Source organism: Alteromonas sp. ABV4_515 (assembly GCF_056160345.1).
This window is the reverse complement of the sequence record NZ_JBSWWZ010000006.1, coordinates 274,335-292,710: the sequence shown is the minus strand read 5'-3', so window position 1 is coordinate 292,710 and position 18,376 is coordinate 274,335. Positions and strand designations below refer to the sequence as shown.

Annotated in this window: 17 protein-coding genes and 1 tRNA gene; 11 read left to right on the top strand and 7 right to left on the bottom strand. The window is 44.8% G+C overall.

Annotated features, from left to right (window positions below):
* Positions 1-112 precede the first annotated feature (112 nt).
* The 5 genes from ACXAGX_RS15605 to ACXAGX_RS15585 all read left to right on the top strand — a co-directional run bounded on the left by ACXAGX_RS15605 (position 113) and on the right by ACXAGX_RS15585 (position 7,354).
* Positions 113-189: transfer RNA gene (locus ACXAGX_RS15605), tRNA-Val, on the top strand.
* Positions 190-300: 111 nt separating this feature from the next.
* Positions 301-1,938, top strand: coding sequence for an amidase (locus ACXAGX_RS15600; protein WP_474839437.1), 1,638 nt, complete (start codon positions 301-303; stop codon positions 1,936-1,938).
* 258 nt (positions 1,939-2,196) lie between these two features.
* Entirely contained in the window at positions 2,197-2,757 is a 561-nt protein-coding gene (locus tag ACXAGX_RS15595) for a DUF3237 domain-containing protein (RefSeq protein WP_474818254.1), read from the top strand.
* A gap of 146 nt (positions 2,758-2,903) precedes the next feature.
* Positions 2,904-3,791, top strand: a complete 888-nt coding sequence (locus ACXAGX_RS15590; protein ID WP_474839435.1) for an ABC transporter ATP-binding protein — start codon at positions 2,904-2,906, stop codon at positions 3,789-3,791.
* 11 nt (positions 3,792-3,802) lie between these two features.
* Complete coding sequence (locus tag ACXAGX_RS15585; RefSeq protein WP_474839433.1) at positions 3,803-7,354, top strand: ABC transporter permease/M1 family aminopeptidase; 3,552 nt, start codon at positions 3,803-3,805, stop codon at positions 7,352-7,354.
* 143 nt (positions 7,355-7,497) lie between these two features.
* On the opposite strand, the gene ACXAGX_RS15580 is transcribed toward ACXAGX_RS15585, so the two are convergent.
* The 3 genes from ACXAGX_RS15580 to ACXAGX_RS15570 all read right to left on the bottom strand — a co-directional run bounded on the left by ACXAGX_RS15580 (position 7,498) and on the right by ACXAGX_RS15570 (position 11,233).
* Positions 7,498-8,382, bottom strand: a complete 885-nt coding sequence (locus ACXAGX_RS15580; protein WP_474839431.1) for a dienelactone hydrolase family protein — start codon at positions 8,380-8,382, stop codon at positions 7,498-7,500.
* 81 nt (positions 8,383-8,463) lie between these two features.
* Positions 8,464-9,666 carry a DUF6607 family protein gene (locus tag ACXAGX_RS15575; protein WP_474839429.1) on the bottom strand — a complete coding sequence of 401 codons (1,203 nt, stop codon included), beginning with the start codon at positions 9,664-9,666 and terminating at the stop codon, positions 8,464-8,466.
* Positions 9,667-9,811: 145 nt separating this feature from the next.
* A complete protein-coding gene (locus ACXAGX_RS15570) occupies positions 9,812-11,233 on the bottom strand; it encodes an aminotransferase-like domain-containing protein (RefSeq protein ID WP_474839427.1) in 1,422 nt (473 codons plus the stop codon).
* 217 nt (positions 11,234-11,450) lie between these two features.
* On the opposite strand from ACXAGX_RS15570, the gene ACXAGX_RS15565 reads away from it, so the two are divergent.
* On the top strand, positions 11,451-12,059 hold the full coding sequence (locus tag ACXAGX_RS15565; protein ID WP_474839426.1) for a LysE family translocator: 609 nt from the start codon (positions 11,451-11,453) through the stop codon (positions 12,057-12,059).
* 34 nt (positions 12,060-12,093) lie between these two features.
* Here the strand turns inward: ACXAGX_RS15565 and ACXAGX_RS15560 are convergent, their stop codons facing one another.
* Positions 12,094-12,468, bottom strand: coding sequence for a hypothetical protein (locus ACXAGX_RS15560; protein ID WP_474839424.1), 375 nt, complete (start codon positions 12,466-12,468; stop codon positions 12,094-12,096).
* Positions 12,469-12,638: 170 nt separating this feature from the next.
* Here ACXAGX_RS15560 and sdhC point away from each other — a divergent pair, with 170 nt between their 5' ends.
* The 4 genes from sdhC to ACXAGX_RS15540 all read left to right on the top strand — a co-directional run bounded on the left by sdhC (position 12,639) and on the right by ACXAGX_RS15540 (position 16,228).
* Positions 12,639-13,019, top strand: coding sequence for a succinate dehydrogenase, cytochrome b556 subunit (sdhC, locus tag ACXAGX_RS15555; protein WP_474818262.1), 381 nt, complete (start codon positions 12,639-12,641; stop codon positions 13,017-13,019).
* Between the two features lie 5 nt (positions 13,020-13,024).
* Positions 13,025-13,369, top strand: a complete 345-nt coding sequence (sdhD, locus tag ACXAGX_RS15550) for a succinate dehydrogenase, hydrophobic membrane anchor protein (protein ID WP_474818263.1) — start codon at positions 13,025-13,027, stop codon at positions 13,367-13,369.
* Positions 13,370-14,154: 785 nt separating this feature from the next.
* Positions 14,155-15,297, top strand: coding sequence for an FIST N-terminal domain-containing protein (locus tag ACXAGX_RS15545; RefSeq protein WP_474839422.1), 1,143 nt, complete (start codon positions 14,155-14,157; stop codon positions 15,295-15,297).
* On the top strand, positions 15,290-16,228 hold the full coding sequence (locus ACXAGX_RS15540) for a sensor histidine kinase (protein WP_474818265.1): 939 nt from the start codon (positions 15,290-15,292) through the stop codon (positions 16,226-16,228). Before ACXAGX_RS15545 ends, ACXAGX_RS15540 begins: the two co-directional genes overlap by 8 nt.
* A gap of 108 nt (positions 16,229-16,336) precedes the next feature.
* On the opposite strand, the gene ykgO is transcribed toward ACXAGX_RS15540, so the two are convergent.
* The 3 genes from ykgO to ACXAGX_RS15525 all read right to left on the bottom strand — a co-directional run bounded on the left by ykgO (position 16,337) and on the right by ACXAGX_RS15525 (position 17,561).
* Positions 16,337-16,462, bottom strand: coding sequence for a type B 50S ribosomal protein L36 (gene ykgO, locus ACXAGX_RS15535; RefSeq protein ID WP_474818266.1), 126 nt, complete (start codon positions 16,460-16,462; stop codon positions 16,337-16,339).
* 2 nt (positions 16,463-16,464) lie between these two features.
* Complete coding sequence (locus tag ACXAGX_RS15530; protein WP_474818267.1) at positions 16,465-16,725, bottom strand: type B 50S ribosomal protein L31; 261 nt, start codon at positions 16,723-16,725, stop codon at positions 16,465-16,467.
* 620 nt (positions 16,726-17,345) lie between these two features.
* Positions 17,346-17,561 (bottom strand): hypothetical protein, encoded by a 216-nt coding sequence (locus ACXAGX_RS15525; protein ID WP_474839420.1) that lies wholly within the window; start codon positions 17,559-17,561, stop codon positions 17,346-17,348.
* Between ACXAGX_RS15525 and ACXAGX_RS15520 the strand changes: the two genes are divergently transcribed.
* Positions 17,560-18,372, top strand: a complete 813-nt coding sequence (locus ACXAGX_RS15520; RefSeq protein ID WP_474818270.1) for a hypothetical protein — start codon at positions 17,560-17,562, stop codon at positions 18,370-18,372. The genes ACXAGX_RS15525 and ACXAGX_RS15520 overlap by 2 nt on opposite strands.
* Positions 18,373-18,376 lie beyond the last annotated feature (4 nt).

Sequence of the window (18,376 nt, the reverse complement as noted above, 5' to 3'; positions counted from 1 at the left end):
AACGAATGGACTGCAACCGGTGGATAAAAGCAAAAAATCACTTGCACCCCTTGGGCGGCATCGTTATTATACGCGCCGTTCACAGCAATCGCGGTGAACATCTTAAGAAAATGCGTCTATAGCTCAGTTGGTTAGAGCGCTACCTTGACATGGTAGAGGTCCCCTGTTCGAATCAGGGTAGACGCACCATTTTCTCTTCTTCTTATGATTTGCCTTCTTTCCAATAATTGCGCAAGCGAAGTAGCATCTTCTGTTGTTTGATGATAAAAATTTGAATTAAATTCAAATAAAGACAGAAAAATGCAATTTTTCACCGCACTTCTTTTATGTTGTTTCGTTTACGTTGCTCAAGCTCAAGCTCAAGCTCAAGCCCAGTCACAAACTGATGCTAGCCCGAAGAACTGGCTAGAAGCCAACGCCAGTGAGCAAGCAAAAGCCATTGCCGAGGGAAAGCTTACCTCTCAGCAGCTGGTCTTTGCTTACCTGAATCGTATTGACTCACTCGATCCTCGAATTAACAGTATCCTGAGCCTGAACGGTGAAGCCATGAAGGTTGCCGCGCACCGTGATCTTGATGTCAAAAGCGGTAAGCCGCTTGGCCCACTTCATGGTGTTCCCGTTCTGTTGAAAGACAATATTGAAACCAAAGACATGCCGACAACGGCAGGTGCGATGGCGTTAATCAATAATGATACTGGCCGGGATTCTCCGCTGGTGGCCGGTTTACGCGAAGCGGGTGCGATTATTCTAGGAAAAACCAATTTATCTGAATGGGCCAATTTTCGCTCTGAAGATTCCATCAGCGGTTGGAGTGCAGTAGGTGGTCTAACCCGCAACCCGCATAACCTTGCTCGTACGCCATGTGGCTCCTCTTCAGGTTCCGGTGCGGCAATGGCTGCAAATCTTGCTTCATTAACCGTCGGTACTGAGACGAATGGCTCTATTATCTGCCCGGCATCTTTCAATGGGGTTGTGGGCTATAAGCCCACGGTAGGACTTATCTCGCAAACTTACATTGTTCCTATATCTTCTAGCCAGGATACGGCAGGTCCTATTACTGCCACGGTTGCCGATGCTGGCTTGATGGCATCGGTCATGGCGGACAAAAAAGTTGCTGCTGAGCATAATGTAAATTTAAGCCAATTTTCTTCGCTCAACGGCGAGCGAGAAGGCAAGTTAAAAGGTAAGCGAATTGGCGTGGTGCGATTTTCACCAAGTCGCGTCGACGGTGTGAATGAGGCCTATGAACAGGCATTAAACACCCTTAAAACACAGGGCGCCGTGCTGATAGATATTAATGAATTCTCCATGCCAGATGAATTTTGGGATAAATCGTATTACGTGCTGCTTTCCGAATTTAAAACCACGATAAACGCGTATCTGGCAGACTCGCCAGCCCAGTTACCCGCTCGTTCCCTTAAGGCATTGATCGCGTTTAACCAAAATGATGACCGGGAGATGCAGCTGTTTGACCAGAGCATTTTCATTAAGTCAGAGGAAACGAATGGCGCAAGTGGTGAGGCTTATCAATCAGCTGTCGCATTTGTTCAGAACGCTACCGGCAAAGAGGGCATTGATCAACTTCTGGCAGATAACGAGGTTGATATACTGGTAGCCCCCTCGAATAATCCCGCATTTCTGATTGATGCTGTTTACGGCGACCACGCGCCGAAAGGTTTCACTGGCATCGGCTATATGGCCGCTATTGCAGGCTATCCCCACGTAAGTGTGCCGATGGGAACGGAAAAAGGCTTACCGTTGGGGTTAAGCTTTATCAGTAGCGCCTGGCAGGATGAAGTCGTGCTCAGCGCGGCGAATGCGTTTGAAAAAGCGCATCAGTTTGCTCTTAAACCTCAATTTTATCCTAGCCGGGCTCAGAGCCCGGATGTGGAAACACTGTTTCGCCCCGCGAAGAGCAACAAGGCTGATCCAATGTAAAGTCAGTGGCGCTAAAATTCTGGATAAGGCTGTATTGTCTTTTATTTTTGTCGCGCTTGGTAGCAAGTCCACCTTCATTTTCTCTGTTCCGGTGGCGGTATGTTTGACTGTTTCTGTGAAACACCGGCGCCGCCAGTGCTGCAAACTAGGTGCGCGCTGAGCGACATTCGGGTTAATTCATTTGATAAAGACTATCTTTAAAGCCGAAATCTGGCAGTATGGAATAAATCAAACAAATTATTAACAAAGGTGCCTGTCATGCCTTCCGTTTTACGTATGGTCTCACTCATTTGCTGTTTCTTTTGCTGTTTATCCGCCGCAACCCGCGCGGCAGATGATTCCACTGTCTATGCGGATATCCCCGAGCCTGAGCTTGAGTTTTTGTTTGAAGCAACAGTCACACTAGATCCGCCCAGAGAGGTGGGTACTACACGCTACGGAAAGCGTCGTATTATCGGCATTAACGGCGGAACATTCCATGGACCTCAGCTTAGCGGAAAGGTACTCAGCGGTGGCGCAGATTGGCAGACCGTGCGCGCCGACGGCACGGCCGATCTTGTGGCAGATTACAGTCTACAAACCAGTGATGGTGAAATCATTTATGTGCATAACGAAGGCTTAAGAACCGCGAGCCCAGAGGTACTGGCGCGACTTGCTAAGGGAGAGGATTTACCCGCCGCTGCATACTACATGCGAACTGCGGCTAAACTTGAAATAGCCTCGGACAGCCAGCATGCCTGGTTGAATAAGGCACTGATCATTTCTACTGGAATGCGAAAAGCAAACAGCGTGATTTTGCATTTTTATCGTATTAAGTAGTAATTAAATCAGCTTTTTAAAAGCTCTCTAACATCTAGGGTTAAATACATTAGATTGAGATAAATGGTTACAAATTACTGCAATCAATGATGAATGGGCTGGTATAGAGTAAAAAATACGAAAAACTCTAAGCAAATGGAACTGCAATGCTAACGATAAACCAACTTACAAAAACGTATTCTAATGGCGTTCGCGCCCTCGACGGCATTAATTTGACCATTCCAAAAGGTATGTTTGGCCTGTTAGGCCCCAACGGTGCGGGTAAATCTTCTCTAATGCGCACTATTTCCACATTACAGACTCCCGATCAAGGCACTATCGAATTTGATGGGGTAGATGTATTGGCGCAGCCAAATGAATTGCGTCAGCGATTGGGTTACCTGCCACAGGACTTTGGTGTGTATCCTCGAATAAGCGCAGAGCGTTTGCTTGATCATTTAGCCATACTGAAAGGACTCAACAACAAAGCAGAACGTAAGGAAGCTGTTGAAGGTTTATTGGTTCACACTAATTTATGGCAACACCGTGATAAAGCGGTGAGCGGCTACTCTGGCGGCATGCGTCAGCGATTTGGCATCGCGCAAGCCTTGCTTGGCGACCCTGATCTGATCATTGTCGATGAACCTACCGCTGGTCTTGATCCAGAAGAGCGCAACCGGTTTCATAATCTGCTAGTGAGTCTTGGGGAAGAGAAAGTCATCATTCTTTCCACCCATATCGTTGACGATGTTTCCGAGTTATGCCCTAACATGGCTGTACTGGGCCAGGGAAAAATACTCTTGGAAGGGAACCCAATTGAACTAACTCATCAACTGGACAGCCGCATTTGGAGTAAGCAAGTTTCTCAGGAAGAGTTCAAAGAAGTAGAGCAAAATTTCGCGCTCATTTCATCACGTCTCATCGCTGGAAAACATGTGGTACATGTTATGGCTGATGAGGCGCCATCCGGTTTCTCTCCTGCACCAGCAAACCTTGAGGATGTGTATTTCTCAACGCTTTACCAGTCACGTAAACACACCGCTAACGCTGCATAAGGGGCGGGATCATGTTCTGGAACAGTCTTGCTTTTGAATGGCGTTATTATTTACGCCAGCCTTCATTTACTGTTACTGCTTTGGTATTTTTCCTTTTGCCGTTCTTGGCGACGGTATCAGATAATGTAAGGATTGGAGGCGCTAACTCGTTATACAACGGCAGTTACGCTATCGCGCAGATCACCATCATCATGGGCATTTTCGCGCTATTTTTGTTAGTGAATTTTATTGCTGGTACCGCTACCCGCAACCACACATCGAAAATGAGCGAACTTATCTATACCCGGCCGGTCAATCCTCTGCAGTATCAACTAGGTCGTTTTACCGGGGCGGTTTTGGTCAGCCTAATCGTTTTTGCCATGGTGCCCATTGGCGTACTTATTGGGTCTTTCATGCCGTGGGTAGACCCTGAGCGCCTCGGGCCAACGGTACTGAGTTACTACCTCACGCCTTATCTTTATATTATTGTGCCTGGATTTTTTTCCATGGGCATGATTTTCTACGCGGTTGCCCATCGAACCCGCTCTGTCATGGCGAGTTACCTTACAGCAATGGGCGTATTTATTGCCTACGTGGTGGGTGGCTTACTCACCAATGAGCCTGAATACCGAGAAATAGGTGCCATGCTCGACCCCTTTGCCGTGAGAACGTTTGGTGAAATAAGCCGATATTGGACGGCCTTCGACAAAAACACCTCGCTTATTTCATTTAGTGGTTTACTGTTGCAGAACCGACTCATATGGCTTGCCGCGGGAAGTATTGTCTTACTCGCATTTGGCGGGCTATTTTCACTGCGCTGGCAGCAAAGTAACCGCAAAGCAAAGCCGACGAAAGCGTCACGTGTTCCCGCGCCTGTCGAGAATAAAATCAGTTCTAAAGCCTCCGGGGGCTTTCAGTGGCACAAGTTCATTACGTGTTTAAAGTTTGAGATGCGTCAGGTGCTACTAAGCCCCGCCATGATAGTACTGCTGGTTTTTACCCTGTTTAATTTAAGTGGCATGTATGCCGTGGATTTTCAGGGAATGTACGGTACCGGAAACTGGCCTTTGACACGTTACATGGTTGATGCCATATACGACAACTTCTTCCTGACCTTCCTCATCGTGATTATCTATTACAGCGCAGAAATAGTGTGGCGGGAACGAGGCAGTGGTATGGGTGACATCATCGAATCAACGCCAGTTTTTAATGCCGTATTCTGGGTAAGCAAATTGTTTTCCATGTGGGCCGTATTGGTTGTGCTTTGTTTAATAGGTATGGCTTTCACGCTTTTCTTCCAGGTATCAAAAGGCTATACCCACTTTGAGTTTGATGTGTACGCCGTTGGGTTATTTTACGTAAAACTCATGCCATTTATTTGGCTTAGCGTACTCACCTTTTTTATTCAGGTACTCAGCCCGAATAAGTTCATTGGTATGCTTCTTTCGTCGGCCTATTTACTTGGTTCCATGGTGCTGAGTCAGTTAGGTGCTGAACACACTATGTGGCATTACGGGCAGGGGCCTTCCGTGCCGTATTCAGATTTAAACGGTTTCGGTTGGTTCCTAGCTGGGTTTAATTGGTACATGCTCTACTGGGGTGCGCTGAGCCTGGCGTTATCTGTCATTGGCTTTGGTTTGTGGCAACGGGGCCCAGAGAATAAGCTGAAAGATCGGTTACGTTTGTTGGGGTATCAGATGGGACGCACCGGCAAGGGTCTGTTAGCGGCCAGTTTGGGGGTATTTTTCCTCACAGGCGGTTTTATTCATTACAACACTAAGGTGGTAAATGAATTTGTTGGTCAGGATGAAAGGTTAGACTTACAAGCTGCGTATGAGCGTGAGTTTGCTCAGTATGAAGACGACAACATTCCTGTTATTACCAAGGTCGATGCGCATGTCGATATATTTCCTGAACAGCGCCGCATAGAGGCCGAAGCCGATGTTGTTTTTGTAAATAGTGCAGATACACCGATCAAACGGGTGTTGTTGACGGTGCCGTCGAATACCGTGGAGTGGGCGGTCGATTTGCCTGGCGCCTCTGTGGTCGAACATATTGACGAATTTGATTCGGCTTGGCTTGAATTTGCAACGCCCATGTTACCTGGGTCAACCATAGCCGGCACCCTTTCTGTGGTTCGAGATCACAATGGTTTCCGCGATCGGAATACCGATGTAACAGTGGCTGAAAATGGCACGTTTATTAATAATTATGAACTGTTTCCAACCATAGGCTTCCGTGGTGATAGGGTTATTACCGACCGCCATGAACGTCGCAAGCGAGATTTACCCGAGCGACCTGTGGCAGCAAAACTGGAAGATACCAGTAAATACACCGAAAGCTTCTTCGGCAAGGGCGTCAACTTCATCGATTTTGAAACCACGATTTCAACGTTGGAAGGGCAGATCGCCATTGCACCGGGGTACCTTCAAAAAGATTGGAGTGAAAACGGGCGTCACTATTTCCATTACAAAATGGACGCGCCTATGGTGAATTTTTACTCTTTCTTGTCTGCAAGTCATGAAGTAAAACGTGAAGCGTATAAAGGCATTAACATCGAAATTTATTACGATGAAAAACATGCCTGGAACCTCGACACCATGGTGCAAAGTGTCAAAGATTCACTGGATTATTTTGGCTCCGCCTTTGGCCCCTATCAGCATCGACAGGTGCGTATTATTGAATTTCCAGGCTATCGCTCCTTTGCCCAAAGTTTCGCTAATACCGTGCCTTACTCTGAAGATATCGGGTTTACCGCTGACCTGCGTGACCCTGATGACATTGATTATGTGTACTATGTTACCGCCCATGAAATGGCGCACCAATGGTGGGGACACCAGCTCGGCGCTGCGAACGTTCAGGGCAGTGCAATTTTATCGGAGAGCTTATCGCAGTACAGTGCATTGATGGTGCTGCAAAAGCGTTATGGCGCTAGCAAAATGCGTAAGTTTGTGAAGTATGAGCTAGACCGTTACTTAATGGGCAGAAGTAACGAGATATTAGAAGAAATGCCATTTATGCGTAGTCAGAACCAGAATTACATTCACTATCGCAAAGGTTCTGTGGTGATGATGGCGCTGTTAGACAGACTCGGTGAGTCGCGTTTGAATAGTGCACTTCAGTCGCTACTGAAAAAATTCCGTTACCAATCGAACCCGTTCCCGACAACCCTTGATTTGTTGGCAGAATTGAATGCCGTTGCCACCCCGGAAGAGCAAGGGTTTATCGCAGACTTGTTCACGCGTATTACTTTGTACGATCTTAAAATTACCAATGTGGAATCAACCCAGGTGAATGAAGAGTTTGAAGTAACGTTAACCATTGCCGCTGCGAAGTATGAAGCGGATGGCGAAGGGCGAGAAACGGAACAGCCGCTGAATGAGTTGGTCGATATAGTCTTGTTTACGGTGAGCCCTGATAAGCTCCAGGAAGACAACCAGATCCTTTACAAGGCGAAACATAAACTAACAAGTGGTGAGAATAAAATAGCTATAACGGTGCCTGAGATGCCAGCTTACGCCGGGGTTGATCCCTTCGTGAAGCTCATCGACAGAGACGGCAATGATAATATTAAAGCGTTATAGCGAGATGTTTGTCATTGTGACAAGGTGAAAACTTAAAAGCCGGCGTTTACAGGTTCAATGGCTCAGATATCTAAACCAGATATTTGAGCATGAATACTGAAAAACGTCGGCCTTTTAACGTCTTGTATGCTTTACGCCGATGACTAGCCCTTAAGGCCTTTTTCAAATACCTCTAGCATGCGGTTCCAGGCGATGTCGGCTTGTTTCTCGTTGTACACTTTTGAATCCGGTGGCGTCCAGCCATGCAAAGTGCCAGGGTAAATGGCAATATCTGCGTTAATGCCCGCTTCCTCATAAGCTTCGGTTAACAGCGGCGTCATGTCCGGACTCTTTTGTGCATCGTTTTCAGCAACGGCGTGTATTGCAACTGCTTTGCTGTCTTTCACTAACAAGTGTGGACTATTTTCGTCGTCAGTCGCCAAACCGCCACCATGGAACGACGCAATGGCGCCCACTTCATCAGGGAATGCGGCAGCAGCAAAAATAGTAAAGCTGCCACTCATGCAGTAGCCCATAACCGCTTTGGGTTTCGAGGCGTCAACGGCATCCTGCTGGTTAAGAAAATTAAAGAATGCACGGTTGTCATTGTTTGTATTTTGTTGGGTAAGTTTGGCCCGCATAGGGCTAAGTACGCCCCAGGCCGCTTCAGAGGGAAACTCGATGCCTTGAGGCAAGGCTGCGCCTTTCACATCACGATAAAATGGGTTCACTACCAGCACCGCATAACCTTTCGCTGCCAGACGTTGCCCCATTAAATCAAAGGCTGTGCGACGGCCTTTGATGTCTGGCCACATCACCACGCCAGCAAAGGCACCGCCTTCAGGATAGGTAAGTAAACAATCCGCTTCGCCGTCAGGCGTTTTTACCGAAACTTCTTCAGTTTTAACGCTTCCTCGTGCCTGAGTAAACTGCGGAAACGCGGTAGCTAATGAGCCTACTGCAACGAGTTTATGGAAGTTTCTGCGGCTCAATGTCGTTGCGTTTTTTACGGCGTTATCTGCATCCGCTTCAGTGTGATGATCGCACATAGTCAGGTTTCCTTTTACGAGTTTGCTAAAAAGCCTTCGGTGTCTGTTCACTTTACCCTGTTAAAAAGGTTAGTCACTGATTCACTGAGTTTGTTCCTGCGGATCAGTCACCATTTTTAAATACGGCGCCAATGTGCTTCGGATTTGTTTTATTTCTTCATCACTGTCGTATTGCCCGCCGTCGGCGATTTCCTGGGCGCGACCGAAGAACGGCATAAACATCGATACACCGTTCGCTTTTTTACTGATGACTATCGCTTTGTTTTGTTCTGCCAGTTCGTGCCATACCGTTCTGACATCTCGCCAGTAATTCGCCGTTTTTTCCCAGTAGGTTTCACCAGGTGAAAAATCGTGATCTTTAATGCGTTCATATCGGGCAATACCAAATTCTTTAGCAATATAGGGTGAAGTGGTCGAGGGCTCTCCACTGTCGGATAACACTAACTTGTAGTTTTCCTCTTCCTGAACCCAGCCATCAGGCAGAATAATGTGTTTGTTTACACCCTCCAGTACTTGGTAATCACTTCTGACACTGCTTTCACGACGAGGCAACGGCCGCCAGGTAACATCGCTCACCCATTGCGAACGATTGCCTTTGTGTTCCCATATTCCCTGCGATTCATAGCGAGGAGAATCATCCACTTGAAAGACTGACTGAGACCAGTGGCCAGCATTTTGTTGTTCATCAAGCGGATGGTTTTCCCAGGTTTGATTTCCGGCATACACAAATTCGCTGGACTTTTCATATTGCCAATCCTGTCGCCAATGCTTCATCACCATTGGCTCACTGGCTTGACCGTTTTCATCTACGAAAACCATGACCATGATATGCTGCAGACTGATAAAATCAGGTTTATCTTCGACAACGGCTACCCATTCCGTGCCCCAGGAGCGATAAGGTTTTGAAGGCTGATAATCAGGAGAAAATCCCATGGTTTCGATAAAATCAAAGCTCACTCTGAAGTAACCCGACATGGCCAGAATGGCTTCACGGTCGCGCTCATAAGTTGAAAGGCCATCTTTTTGCAGGTTACGCCAATGCTCCGATGGTGTGGAATCTTTGATGGTTTGCGCGCCCGTTGACGTGCCACCCCGGGGCGAAAAGTCGCAGCTTTCTTCTATAAATTGCCATCCAAATACATAACTGGGTGACTGACATGGGGCAGGGGCTGAGCTGCTTTCAGTTTTCGCCATATCCGCAGCACAACCCGAGACTGAAATCATTGCAGTGGCAAAGCCTAAGCAAAACAGGCTTAGTCTGGAAAATCGGTTGCCAAAAATCACGGTACACTCCTTTTTTAGCCTTGATAGTGATAATCATTATCATTTGTTGATGGTAGCAGATAGGCGCTAGGGCAAAAAGTGGTAGATGAGAAAATAGTGGTCTTGGCAGGCAACGAAAGCCTGTATCTTTATATTTCCCGGAAGATCAAGACGGCGACAACTGGCATTCAGGCAAAAACTCAGAAAGGGTGCGAAGCGCCGCTTCCCTCGATGCATGGTTTCTATCAATGAAATTAAAGCGAAGACAATGACGATATTTGCCCGTTGCAGAAAACATCTGGCCTGGGGCCAAAATAATGCCAGCTTGCTTGGCACGTTCCGCCAATTTTACCGCGTCGTATTTTTTGGGTAATTCCATCCATAAAACAAAGCCACCTTCCGGGTAACTTACCCGGGTCTGCTCGGGGAAAAACCGTCTGATATCCTCTAGCATGAGATCTCTGGCCTTACGATAGTGCTGTCGCATGGCGCTTAGGTGCCGTTCATAACCGCCTTCGCGGATGAACCTGCCAATAGCAAGCTGGGGCAAAGTAGGGCACATAGAACTGCTGACATACTTAATATGGGTGACTTTGTCACGATAGCGGCCTGGTGCAATCCAGCCCACACGAAAACCGGGAGCCAGCGTTTTAGAGAATGAGGAACAAAGGAGAACGCGTCCATCATCATCGAATGATTTTAGGGTTTTAGGCCGCGGATAATCAAAGGCAATGTCGCCATAAATATCGTCTTCAATGATGGCGATATCAAATTCTTGGGCCAATTGATATAAGGCCTGCTTTTTTTCCAGCGGCATGACATATCCCTGGGGATTATTTACCGTAGGTGTAACCAGAATCGTTTTTACCGGCCACTGGTCCATGGCAAGACGCAGCGCATCAATGCTCATTCCATCCCGGGAATCGGTGGGAATTTCCAGTGCTTTCAGGTTGGCGGCTTTTATCGCCTGCATGGCGCCATAAAAGCCGGGTGATTCTACCGCGACAATATCGCCAGGTTCAGCCACAGCCCGTAAACAAACAGATAAAGCCTCCTGACAGCCCGACGTCACCACAAAATCTTCAGCCATTAAATGGCAACCGGCCGATGCCGTAAGCCGGGCAAGTTGTTCGCGAAGTCCCGCATCACCCTGAATGTGACCGTATTTCATGCCATCTTGTGGGCGATGACGATTCAGCTCATAAAGGCTTTTTAACAGCGGCTTGAGCGTGGATGAAGCCATATCAGGCATGGCGTGCTGAAACTCACAAACAGCATCTACACCATGACCCAACAACATGGCTAAAACATCTTCCCACAATGAGACGTCCATGGGGCGTTGAGGCGGTTTGGACTGTTCAGGCCGATTAATGGCTTTTCGCTCTTCAGCAACAAAGTAGCCAGACTTCGGACGCGCTACAATAAGCTGGTCTCGTTCCAGTACGCGATAGGCTTCCTGAACAGTAGACAAACTCACTCCATGCTCGCTGGCAAGCTGGCGAACAGACGGTAAACGGGATGCCGGGGCGAAATAGCCCAATTGGATCTGCTCTTTCAGACGTGCAGCAAGTTGCTGATATCGGCTCATAGTCAATCCTTTAAAAACATACACAGTAATATACCGTACAGTTTTAGTAAGAATAACCATACAGATTTGGTGATTTTTGACCATACAGTGCTAGAACATAAAATGTGTATGGTCATTTGCCTGTTTATTTATCTATAAAACAATACAGTCGAGTTCAATAGAGTACGTCATAACGCATTCACTTTATTTGAAAACTTTATATAGCGGCGAAAACAACATGGAACTTTCTTTATTATTTGGCATTGCAGCTTTTGCATTTGTTACCTCCGTCACTCCGGGCCCGAATAACATGATGTTACTGGCATCAGGTGCACAGTTTGGCTTCACGCGCACATTGCCGCACATGATTGGTATCGTAATAGGCGTAGCCATATTGTTGTTTTGTGTTCTACTAGGACTTGGCGCCCTGTTTACATTGTATCCGTCGCTGTATTCGGTGCTAAATGTTGCCGGTTCGGCATATTTACTCTGGCTGGCATGGAAAATTGCCAGCGGACCCGTCGCGGCAATCAGTGAGAATGATGACATCGACAGTCAGCCTTTGCGCTGGTGGCAGGCGGCCCTATTCCAATTTGTAAACCCAAAAGCGTGGATGATGGCGCTAGGAAGTGTGAGTACGTTTTCACTGCCTGGCGACGATTACGTGCTTTCAGGGGCGATGATCATGTTGACATTTGCGGTTATCGGTTTTCCTGCTATTTCTCTTTGGGCAGGGGCGGGAGCGAAACTGCGAGATTGGTTGAATAGCCCCAACCGCCGTCGCGGATTCAACTTGACCATGGGCGCGGCAACAGCGGCGACATTGCTGTTAATTGTCGAGTTTTGAGGTGTTACTCAGATACAAAAAGACTTGAAAGCGCCTAGAGCAGGCGCTTTGCGTTCGATTTAACCTTACTGTGGAACGGTTTAACCAAACTTTCTGTCATCTTCATGCTGGCAGCAGGTGCATAGCGAAACATAATTTGAGACAGCGCCTGAGGCAGCATAGCGGGTGACGATGCCGTGCCCACCATCTCCGATACGGCTTTGGCCTGAAACTTCGCAGAATCCATAGTAACAGCCTGCATGGCCGTACCTGCGGCAATGACTTTTTCAATCCACATTTCATTCATTTCCCAGATATCAGACTTGGCCGGTAACCGGGTTGACGTTGACATTCGATACAGACGATTGGCGATGACCTGGGGAGCCAGTGTCCACAACTCGAATAACTGCATGGGTAAAGGTTGTTTCACTGAATTCTCCTGAGCGACTACTTTGCTGATACAGCGGAGAGGGAAGTTTAGTTCATATGTGAAAATTGTGTAGTACACCTTTGGCTAACATTGTCGGCGTTTGCAAAATGGAGTATCTTATTGCAAATAAGAATTATTATCGAGTGTGCCTTAACTAAAGGAACTGTTAAATGAAAGATACACGTCCACGAAATATGGACTTAACCACAATTAAATTACCGGTTATGGGTCTTGCCTCCATTTTACACCGGATATGTGCAGTGATTATCTGGTTTTCACTGGCCTATTTTTTGCCATTGTTATTCGTCTCTTTACAAAGCGAAGAAAGTTTTGGTAGTGCAAAGGTGCTCATCCAAGATAATTTTATTGCGCAGTTTTTCCTGTGGGGATTTCTAACTGCGTTGGGTTATTACATCATGGGAGGGATCAAGCATCTTATCCAAGAATTTGGTCACTTCGAAACATTGGAAGGCGGTAAGCTCATTTCACAGGTAGCCATTGCCGCGGGCGTTCTCTTAAGTGTGTTGTTCGGTTTTTGGGTGTGGGGTTAACGACAATGAATATTAAGCGCAATGGCGTGAAAGAATGGATTTTTCAGCGTATTAGCAATGTAATGATTTTTATCTTTGCCGCTTTTTACCTGTTTAGTGTGTTTAATATGGACACTGTTGACTATCAAACCTGGACTGCATTTCATCAATCAATGGGGTTTAAAGTGTATGCCTCTATTACGCTTGTGGTGGTTATGCTGAACTCGCTACTTGCCGGATGGCAGATAGGAACAGACTACACGCAGAAAGTACCCATTGGCGGGTTTGCCACTGTTTTCCACACCTTTTATTCTGTTGTGACAGCAGGCTTTTTGCTCTTTGGTTTGTACATACTTTGGGGTATGGCATAAACAACGTATAACGCTGAATTTTAGGTTCTTACAGCCCGAACTCGCAGTTTGCTCGTTTGGGCTAATCAATTCTCTTCTAATGGAAATAGCAGATCGAGAGCAGGAAGGAGCAGATTCGCGCTGCAAACGGCTACCAGAAAAGCCGGCATATTCGATAAATCGGTATATCTCAATACTCCCCACGCCACCGTTATACTCAACCAGAACATATTAACGCTCATAATTCGGACATCTGGTCTCAGCGTTTTTGTGCAATAACGGCAGGTAACGGGTTCGCGTATTAGAAACAATAGACGATGAGAAAGCGGGACTTCATGCCTACAACAAGGGCATTTCCTGGCAACAAGTTGTTTAAGCATAATTCAATTACATCTCATTAATGATATTGAGAATTATTATCATTAATGAGTGGCGAGTCAATATTTCTCTATTTTATTTGATACACATCTCTTTGATAGCGGTGTTTGCTGACCCGCTTGCTTTGTAGGCATTGATATCGGCGTCATCAAAACCGCCATATTGGCCGTCGACTATTCCAAATGACGCTGCCCACATCGGCAGTCAGTCAGGATACCGGTTTGTAGGGCTCTTCAATGACTTCACAGCTTTCAAACGATCTTTGCTCACCGTTAAGCTATCAATGATGTACTTATTATATGAGTTCGAGACTGGATAAAGTTCGAAGTTTGACTAAATTATAGAATAGCAGTAATTCATACAAAGCTGTGGTTCTGGCACAAGAATTCTGAACTTAGTACACCTTAAACTAAAGGCAGTAAATATCTATGAGTAGTGGCATAACGATTACCTCAACTAAACTTACCGACGCAGATGCAGCGATAAAAGAAATAAGTGAGCAATTAGATTTGAATTCAAACGTGTTTGTTATGCTGTTTTTTTCTATTTCATATAACAGATGCTCACTAAGTAAGGCTATAAATAACTCATTATCCTGTGTTGAAGTAGTTGGGTGTTCAACATCAGGAGAAATAGGATTAAATGGTTATGATGAAAAAAGCATAACGGCTATCGCTTTTTCAAAGGAATATTTCAAGATAAGTTCATTGATCTACCCATCAATCAGTAAAATGGAATTAAATGTTTGGCATGAAAAAACCCAGAGGTTATATAGAAATCATAACGATTTATATAATGTAAAAAATAGCGGTGAACTTTTTTCTTTGTTGCTTATTGATGGCGTTTCTTGCTGTGAAGAACCCTTCGTCAGAACAGTATCTAATGCTATTTCAAATGTACCACTGGTAGGTGGTTCTGCTGGCGATAACCTACATTTTGTTGCTACCTATTTATATTATAAAGGTGAAATGCATGTGGATTGTGCGGCGCTTATGTTAGTTTCAACTACATTGCCTTTTAACATATTGAAGTCGCAACATATTTATTCAACGAGCAAGAGAATGATCGTTACTGACGCAATACCTAAAGATCGTATTGTTACTGAATTGAATGGTTTTCCTGCTGCTGAAGAATATGCTCGAATGCTTGGGCTTTCTTCGCCTGAAGAGTTAACCGAAGCATTAATTGCCAGTCATCCCACAGTTGTCGTTATTGGGAAAGATGAATTTGTACGTTCGATAAAATGCGTTAATGATGACGGCAGTTTAACTTTTTATTGTGCTATTGATGTCGGGATAGTGTTACGTCTTGCGCAGGGAAATGACCTGCATGACAGTATGAAAGCCTCAATTGAAAGTATTGAAAACGACATGGGAGAAATTCAAGGATTACTTACTTTTGACTGTATATTACGTCGCTTAGAGCTTAAAGAAACTGAAAATTTATCAAAAGTCTCCAATTTATTAGTAAAACATAATGCTGTCGGGTTTAGTACTTATGGCGAGCAAATAAATGGCTTACATGTAAACCAAACTTGCACAGGAATAGCAATAGGCTTCTCAAATGAATGATTTATCAAAACAAGAGTATATTAGTGAAATAAATCGTTTGAATAAAATAATCGATGTTCTGGCAACGCGCGCTGAGCAAGGTATTAATAGTGAATCCAGTGACTTTTCTTTATTTCAAACCACGATAGCACTAGAAGAAAAGGTGAGGAAAAGAACCGAAGAATTACGTGATACTCAAAAAAAACTAGTAGAATCGGAAAAAATGGCCTCGCTAGGTAGATTGGTATCAGGCGTTGCGCACGAGCTTAATACACCGATTGGAATATGTATTACGAGTGCGTCTTTTATAACAGAGATAACGGAAGAAGTACACACTGCGCTTAGCGATAATGAAATAACAGAGTCTCAGTTAATAGAGTACTTTTCATCTGTTAATGAAACAGTAGATTTAATAGCGAATAACTTGTCAAGATCATCAACACTTATAAGCTACTTCAAGCAGGTAAGTGTGGGTAATTCAAGTGAGGAAATTACAAAATTTAATTTAAAAGAAATTTTAGATGATGTTAATTCCATCTATATTAATAAGTTTTTAAGCAGAAATATTATATTCAGTATCGAGTGTGATGAAAATATAGAATTAACAAGCTACCCTGATGCTTTAGCGAAAATATTAAGTAACCTTATAGCCAAGTCTTTGGATTATGCGTTTGACGAAGATAGTTCAGGAAAGATCATTATTGAAGTCAAACAAGCTGATGAATCAATAAAGTTACTGTATAGAGACAATGGCAAAGGCATGAGCGCTGATGTTTCAAGTAACATATTTGAGCCTTTTTTCACAACAAATCGAAGCAATGGTAACACGGGTCTGGGAATGTTCATTTTATATAATTTGATAACTCAGCAACTTAATGGAGATATACAGTGCACGAGTGAATTGGGCAAAGGCACGACCTTTGTTTTGTCTTTACCCAACCTAAATAGGTAAGGAAACATCGAAAAATCCTTCCAAGTTAGGTTTCAAGGTAGGTTGTACTTAAACGTTCACCAAGCTAGGGTGAACGATTTTCTCGGCGTGCACAGTCCAGTCGGCAGACTAGTGCTGCACAGCCTTAAAACGTGGATTAGACTTGCAAATGACATACACGCGTCCGCGTCTTTTAACCACCTGACAATCGGGATGCCGATTTTTCGCACTTTTTAAAGATTTTACCACCTTCATTATCACTTACCTTTTTTTGATAATTGCCCAAAGCGTCGGTTGAAGTTTGCGATTCGGCCCTCTGATTGAATCGCTTTTTGTTTGCCGGTGTAATAAGGGTGAGAAGCAGATGATGTTTCAATCGGATAGTAGGGGTACGTTTTTCCGTCTTTCCAATCGATAGTACGACTCGTTTTCAGGGTAGAACCGATGATGAAATATTCGTCTACACTGGTGTCATGAAATACAACGTCTCGATATTCTGGGTGTATGCCACTTTTCATAATTCATTCCTAGCAATGTTATATCATATCAATTTAATGCAAATGATAATTGTTAGCATTTGCTTGTCAAGTGAAAATAAAAAACAGGTGGGTTCACTAAAGCAAATAATAGTTTTCGAGAGCGAATCCAGAGAGGTTTGTAGTTTGCAAGGAATAGCAAGTCCATCATCAATGAAACAAGATTGATTGCTATATATTTGCATTTGTCACGTATTCCCCGGGTCGCATAAATGCCTCTGTAATGCGGGGAAACAGCGATTCTGAAGTTTGTTTTGTGGTGAGGTGCGTATTCAGACTTGTATGTGCTGTTTCTGCTATTTCATCCTGTATTCCGTTGAATCTGTTGCATGCATTAACAGGCTCAATAATTTGCTCAATCACATCATCAACAAGAATACAGGCATGGGCTAGTACCACTTTCCGACCACAGATATAGATGAGATATGTTAATCATTCCTCTGGTTTGTGGTACCGGCGAACCGCCTGTTTTCCTAGAGATATATTGCCAGTTACGGGAAGTGAGCCAGTTTGATAACTGCTCATTCATCATCCATTTCCGACCTGCGGGAAATACAATAGTGGGTTGGTTACAGCGCCATAAGAACAAGCTTTGATCAAGTTCATTCGCCATTATTTGTTCTAAAAGAAATGCTTCTTTTGCTAAAGCCTGATGGCAACTGGTAGAGTGAAGGTAAGTTATTTTTTTTCGGTGTGCTGAACCCAATTTGTTTTTCATCATAAGCCTCTGTTCGAAGGATAAGCAACGAAGCCATCTCTTTACATGCTAATTGATAATAAGTATCATTTGCAAAATTATATACGTAAGGATTAATCATGACGTTTTCAGGATCAGCCCGTTGTAAAATCGCCTTAATACTGGCACTTTCTTTTGGTAGTTTTTCTTTTCAGGTTTCAGCTAATGGTGCGATTGGAGACCATGTTAACAACCTTCACGCGCATTTAGGCGAGTACGCAGAAGAAGTACAGTGGCTGGAAGATAAATTCGGTGCCGTTGTCGATGCTTATGAAAAGCAGGGTAAAGGAAAAGTTGATACTGATGTTATGATTGAGTACTGGGAAGAAGTGGATTTCCATTCAGCCATTGAAACTCAATATGTGCCTGTCTACGCCACCATTTGGCAAGGTATTTACGGTGTTAAAACGGCGATCGACAAGGGCGCAGATGCATCAGCCGTTCGTGCTGAAGAAGCAAAACTGGTGCATGCTTTATGGCAGGGCCTTGGCGCGGTAAAACTGGCTTCTCAATATCAGAAAAAAGGACTAATTGAGCAGGTTCAAACCACAGAAACTGAACCGACAACGCCAACGGAAGTGATTGATGACATTAAAGTGCGTCTTGACCGTGTTGTCGCGAAGTATGCAGAACAATTGTCTGAAGTGGCAACCACACTGGTTTTTGATACCTATCTGCAACGCTTCGAAGGCATTGAGGGCGCGTTAATTGAACTTGATGCGCCACTGGTTGAAGATCTGGAGAAAGATTTCAATGTTTTATTGCCGCAGGCTATTGAGCAAGACAAAGGCGTAGATGCGGTGCGTGACGTGGTGAATGCCATGCAGGTTAAGTTAGATAAGGCCTATGCGTTACTGGCAGAAGCGGAAAAAAATCGTAAAAGCGTGTTTTAAGGAT

Bases quoted from the DNA above. Each gene is read 5' to 3' on its own strand.
- ACXAGX_RS15590 (WP_474839435.1), top strand. From the start codon at position 2,904: ATGCTAACGATAAACCAACTTACAAAAACGTATTCTAATGGCGTTCGC.
- ACXAGX_RS15600 (WP_474839437.1), top strand. From the start codon at position 301: ATGCAATTTTTCACCGCACTTCTTTTATGTTGTTTCGTTTACGTTGCT.
- ACXAGX_RS15585 (WP_474839433.1), top strand. From the start codon at position 3,803: ATGTTCTGGAACAGTCTTGCTTTTGAATGGCGTTATTATTTACGCCAG.
- ACXAGX_RS15570 (WP_474839427.1), bottom strand. From the start codon at position 11,233: ATGAGCCGATATCAGCAACTTGCTGCACGTCTGAAAGAGCAGATCCAA.
- ACXAGX_RS15525 (WP_474839420.1), bottom strand. From the start codon at position 17,561: ATGATTAATCCTTACGTATATAATTTTGCAAATGATACTTATTATCAA.
- ACXAGX_RS15520 (WP_474818270.1), top strand. From the start codon at position 17,560: ATGACGTTTTCAGGATCAGCCCGTTGTAAAATCGCCTTAATACTGGCA.
- ACXAGX_RS15595 (WP_474818254.1), top strand. From the start codon at position 2,197: ATGCCTTCCGTTTTACGTATGGTCTCACTCATTTGCTGTTTCTTTTGC.
- ykgO (WP_474818266.1), bottom strand. From the start codon at position 16,462: ATGAAGGTGGTAAAATCTTTAAAAAGTGCGAAAAATCGGCATCCCGAT.
- ACXAGX_RS15565 (WP_474839426.1), top strand. From the start codon at position 11,451: ATGGAACTTTCTTTATTATTTGGCATTGCAGCTTTTGCATTTGTTACC.
- ACXAGX_RS15580 (WP_474839431.1), bottom strand. From the start codon at position 8,382: ATGTGCGATCATCACACTGAAGCGGATGCAGATAACGCCGTAAAAAAC.
- ACXAGX_RS15530 (WP_474818267.1), bottom strand. From the start codon at position 16,725: ATGAAAAGTGGCATACACCCAGAATATCGAGACGTTGTATTTCATGAC.
- ACXAGX_RS15545 (WP_474839422.1), top strand. From the start codon at position 14,155: ATGAGTAGTGGCATAACGATTACCTCAACTAAACTTACCGACGCAGAT.
- sdhC (WP_474818262.1), top strand. From the start codon at position 12,639: ATGAAAGATACACGTCCACGAAATATGGACTTAACCACAATTAAATTA.
- sdhD (WP_474818263.1), top strand. From the start codon at position 13,025: ATGAATATTAAGCGCAATGGCGTGAAAGAATGGATTTTTCAGCGTATT.
- ACXAGX_RS15540 (WP_474818265.1), top strand. From the start codon at position 15,290: ATGAATGATTTATCAAAACAAGAGTATATTAGTGAAATAAATCGTTTG.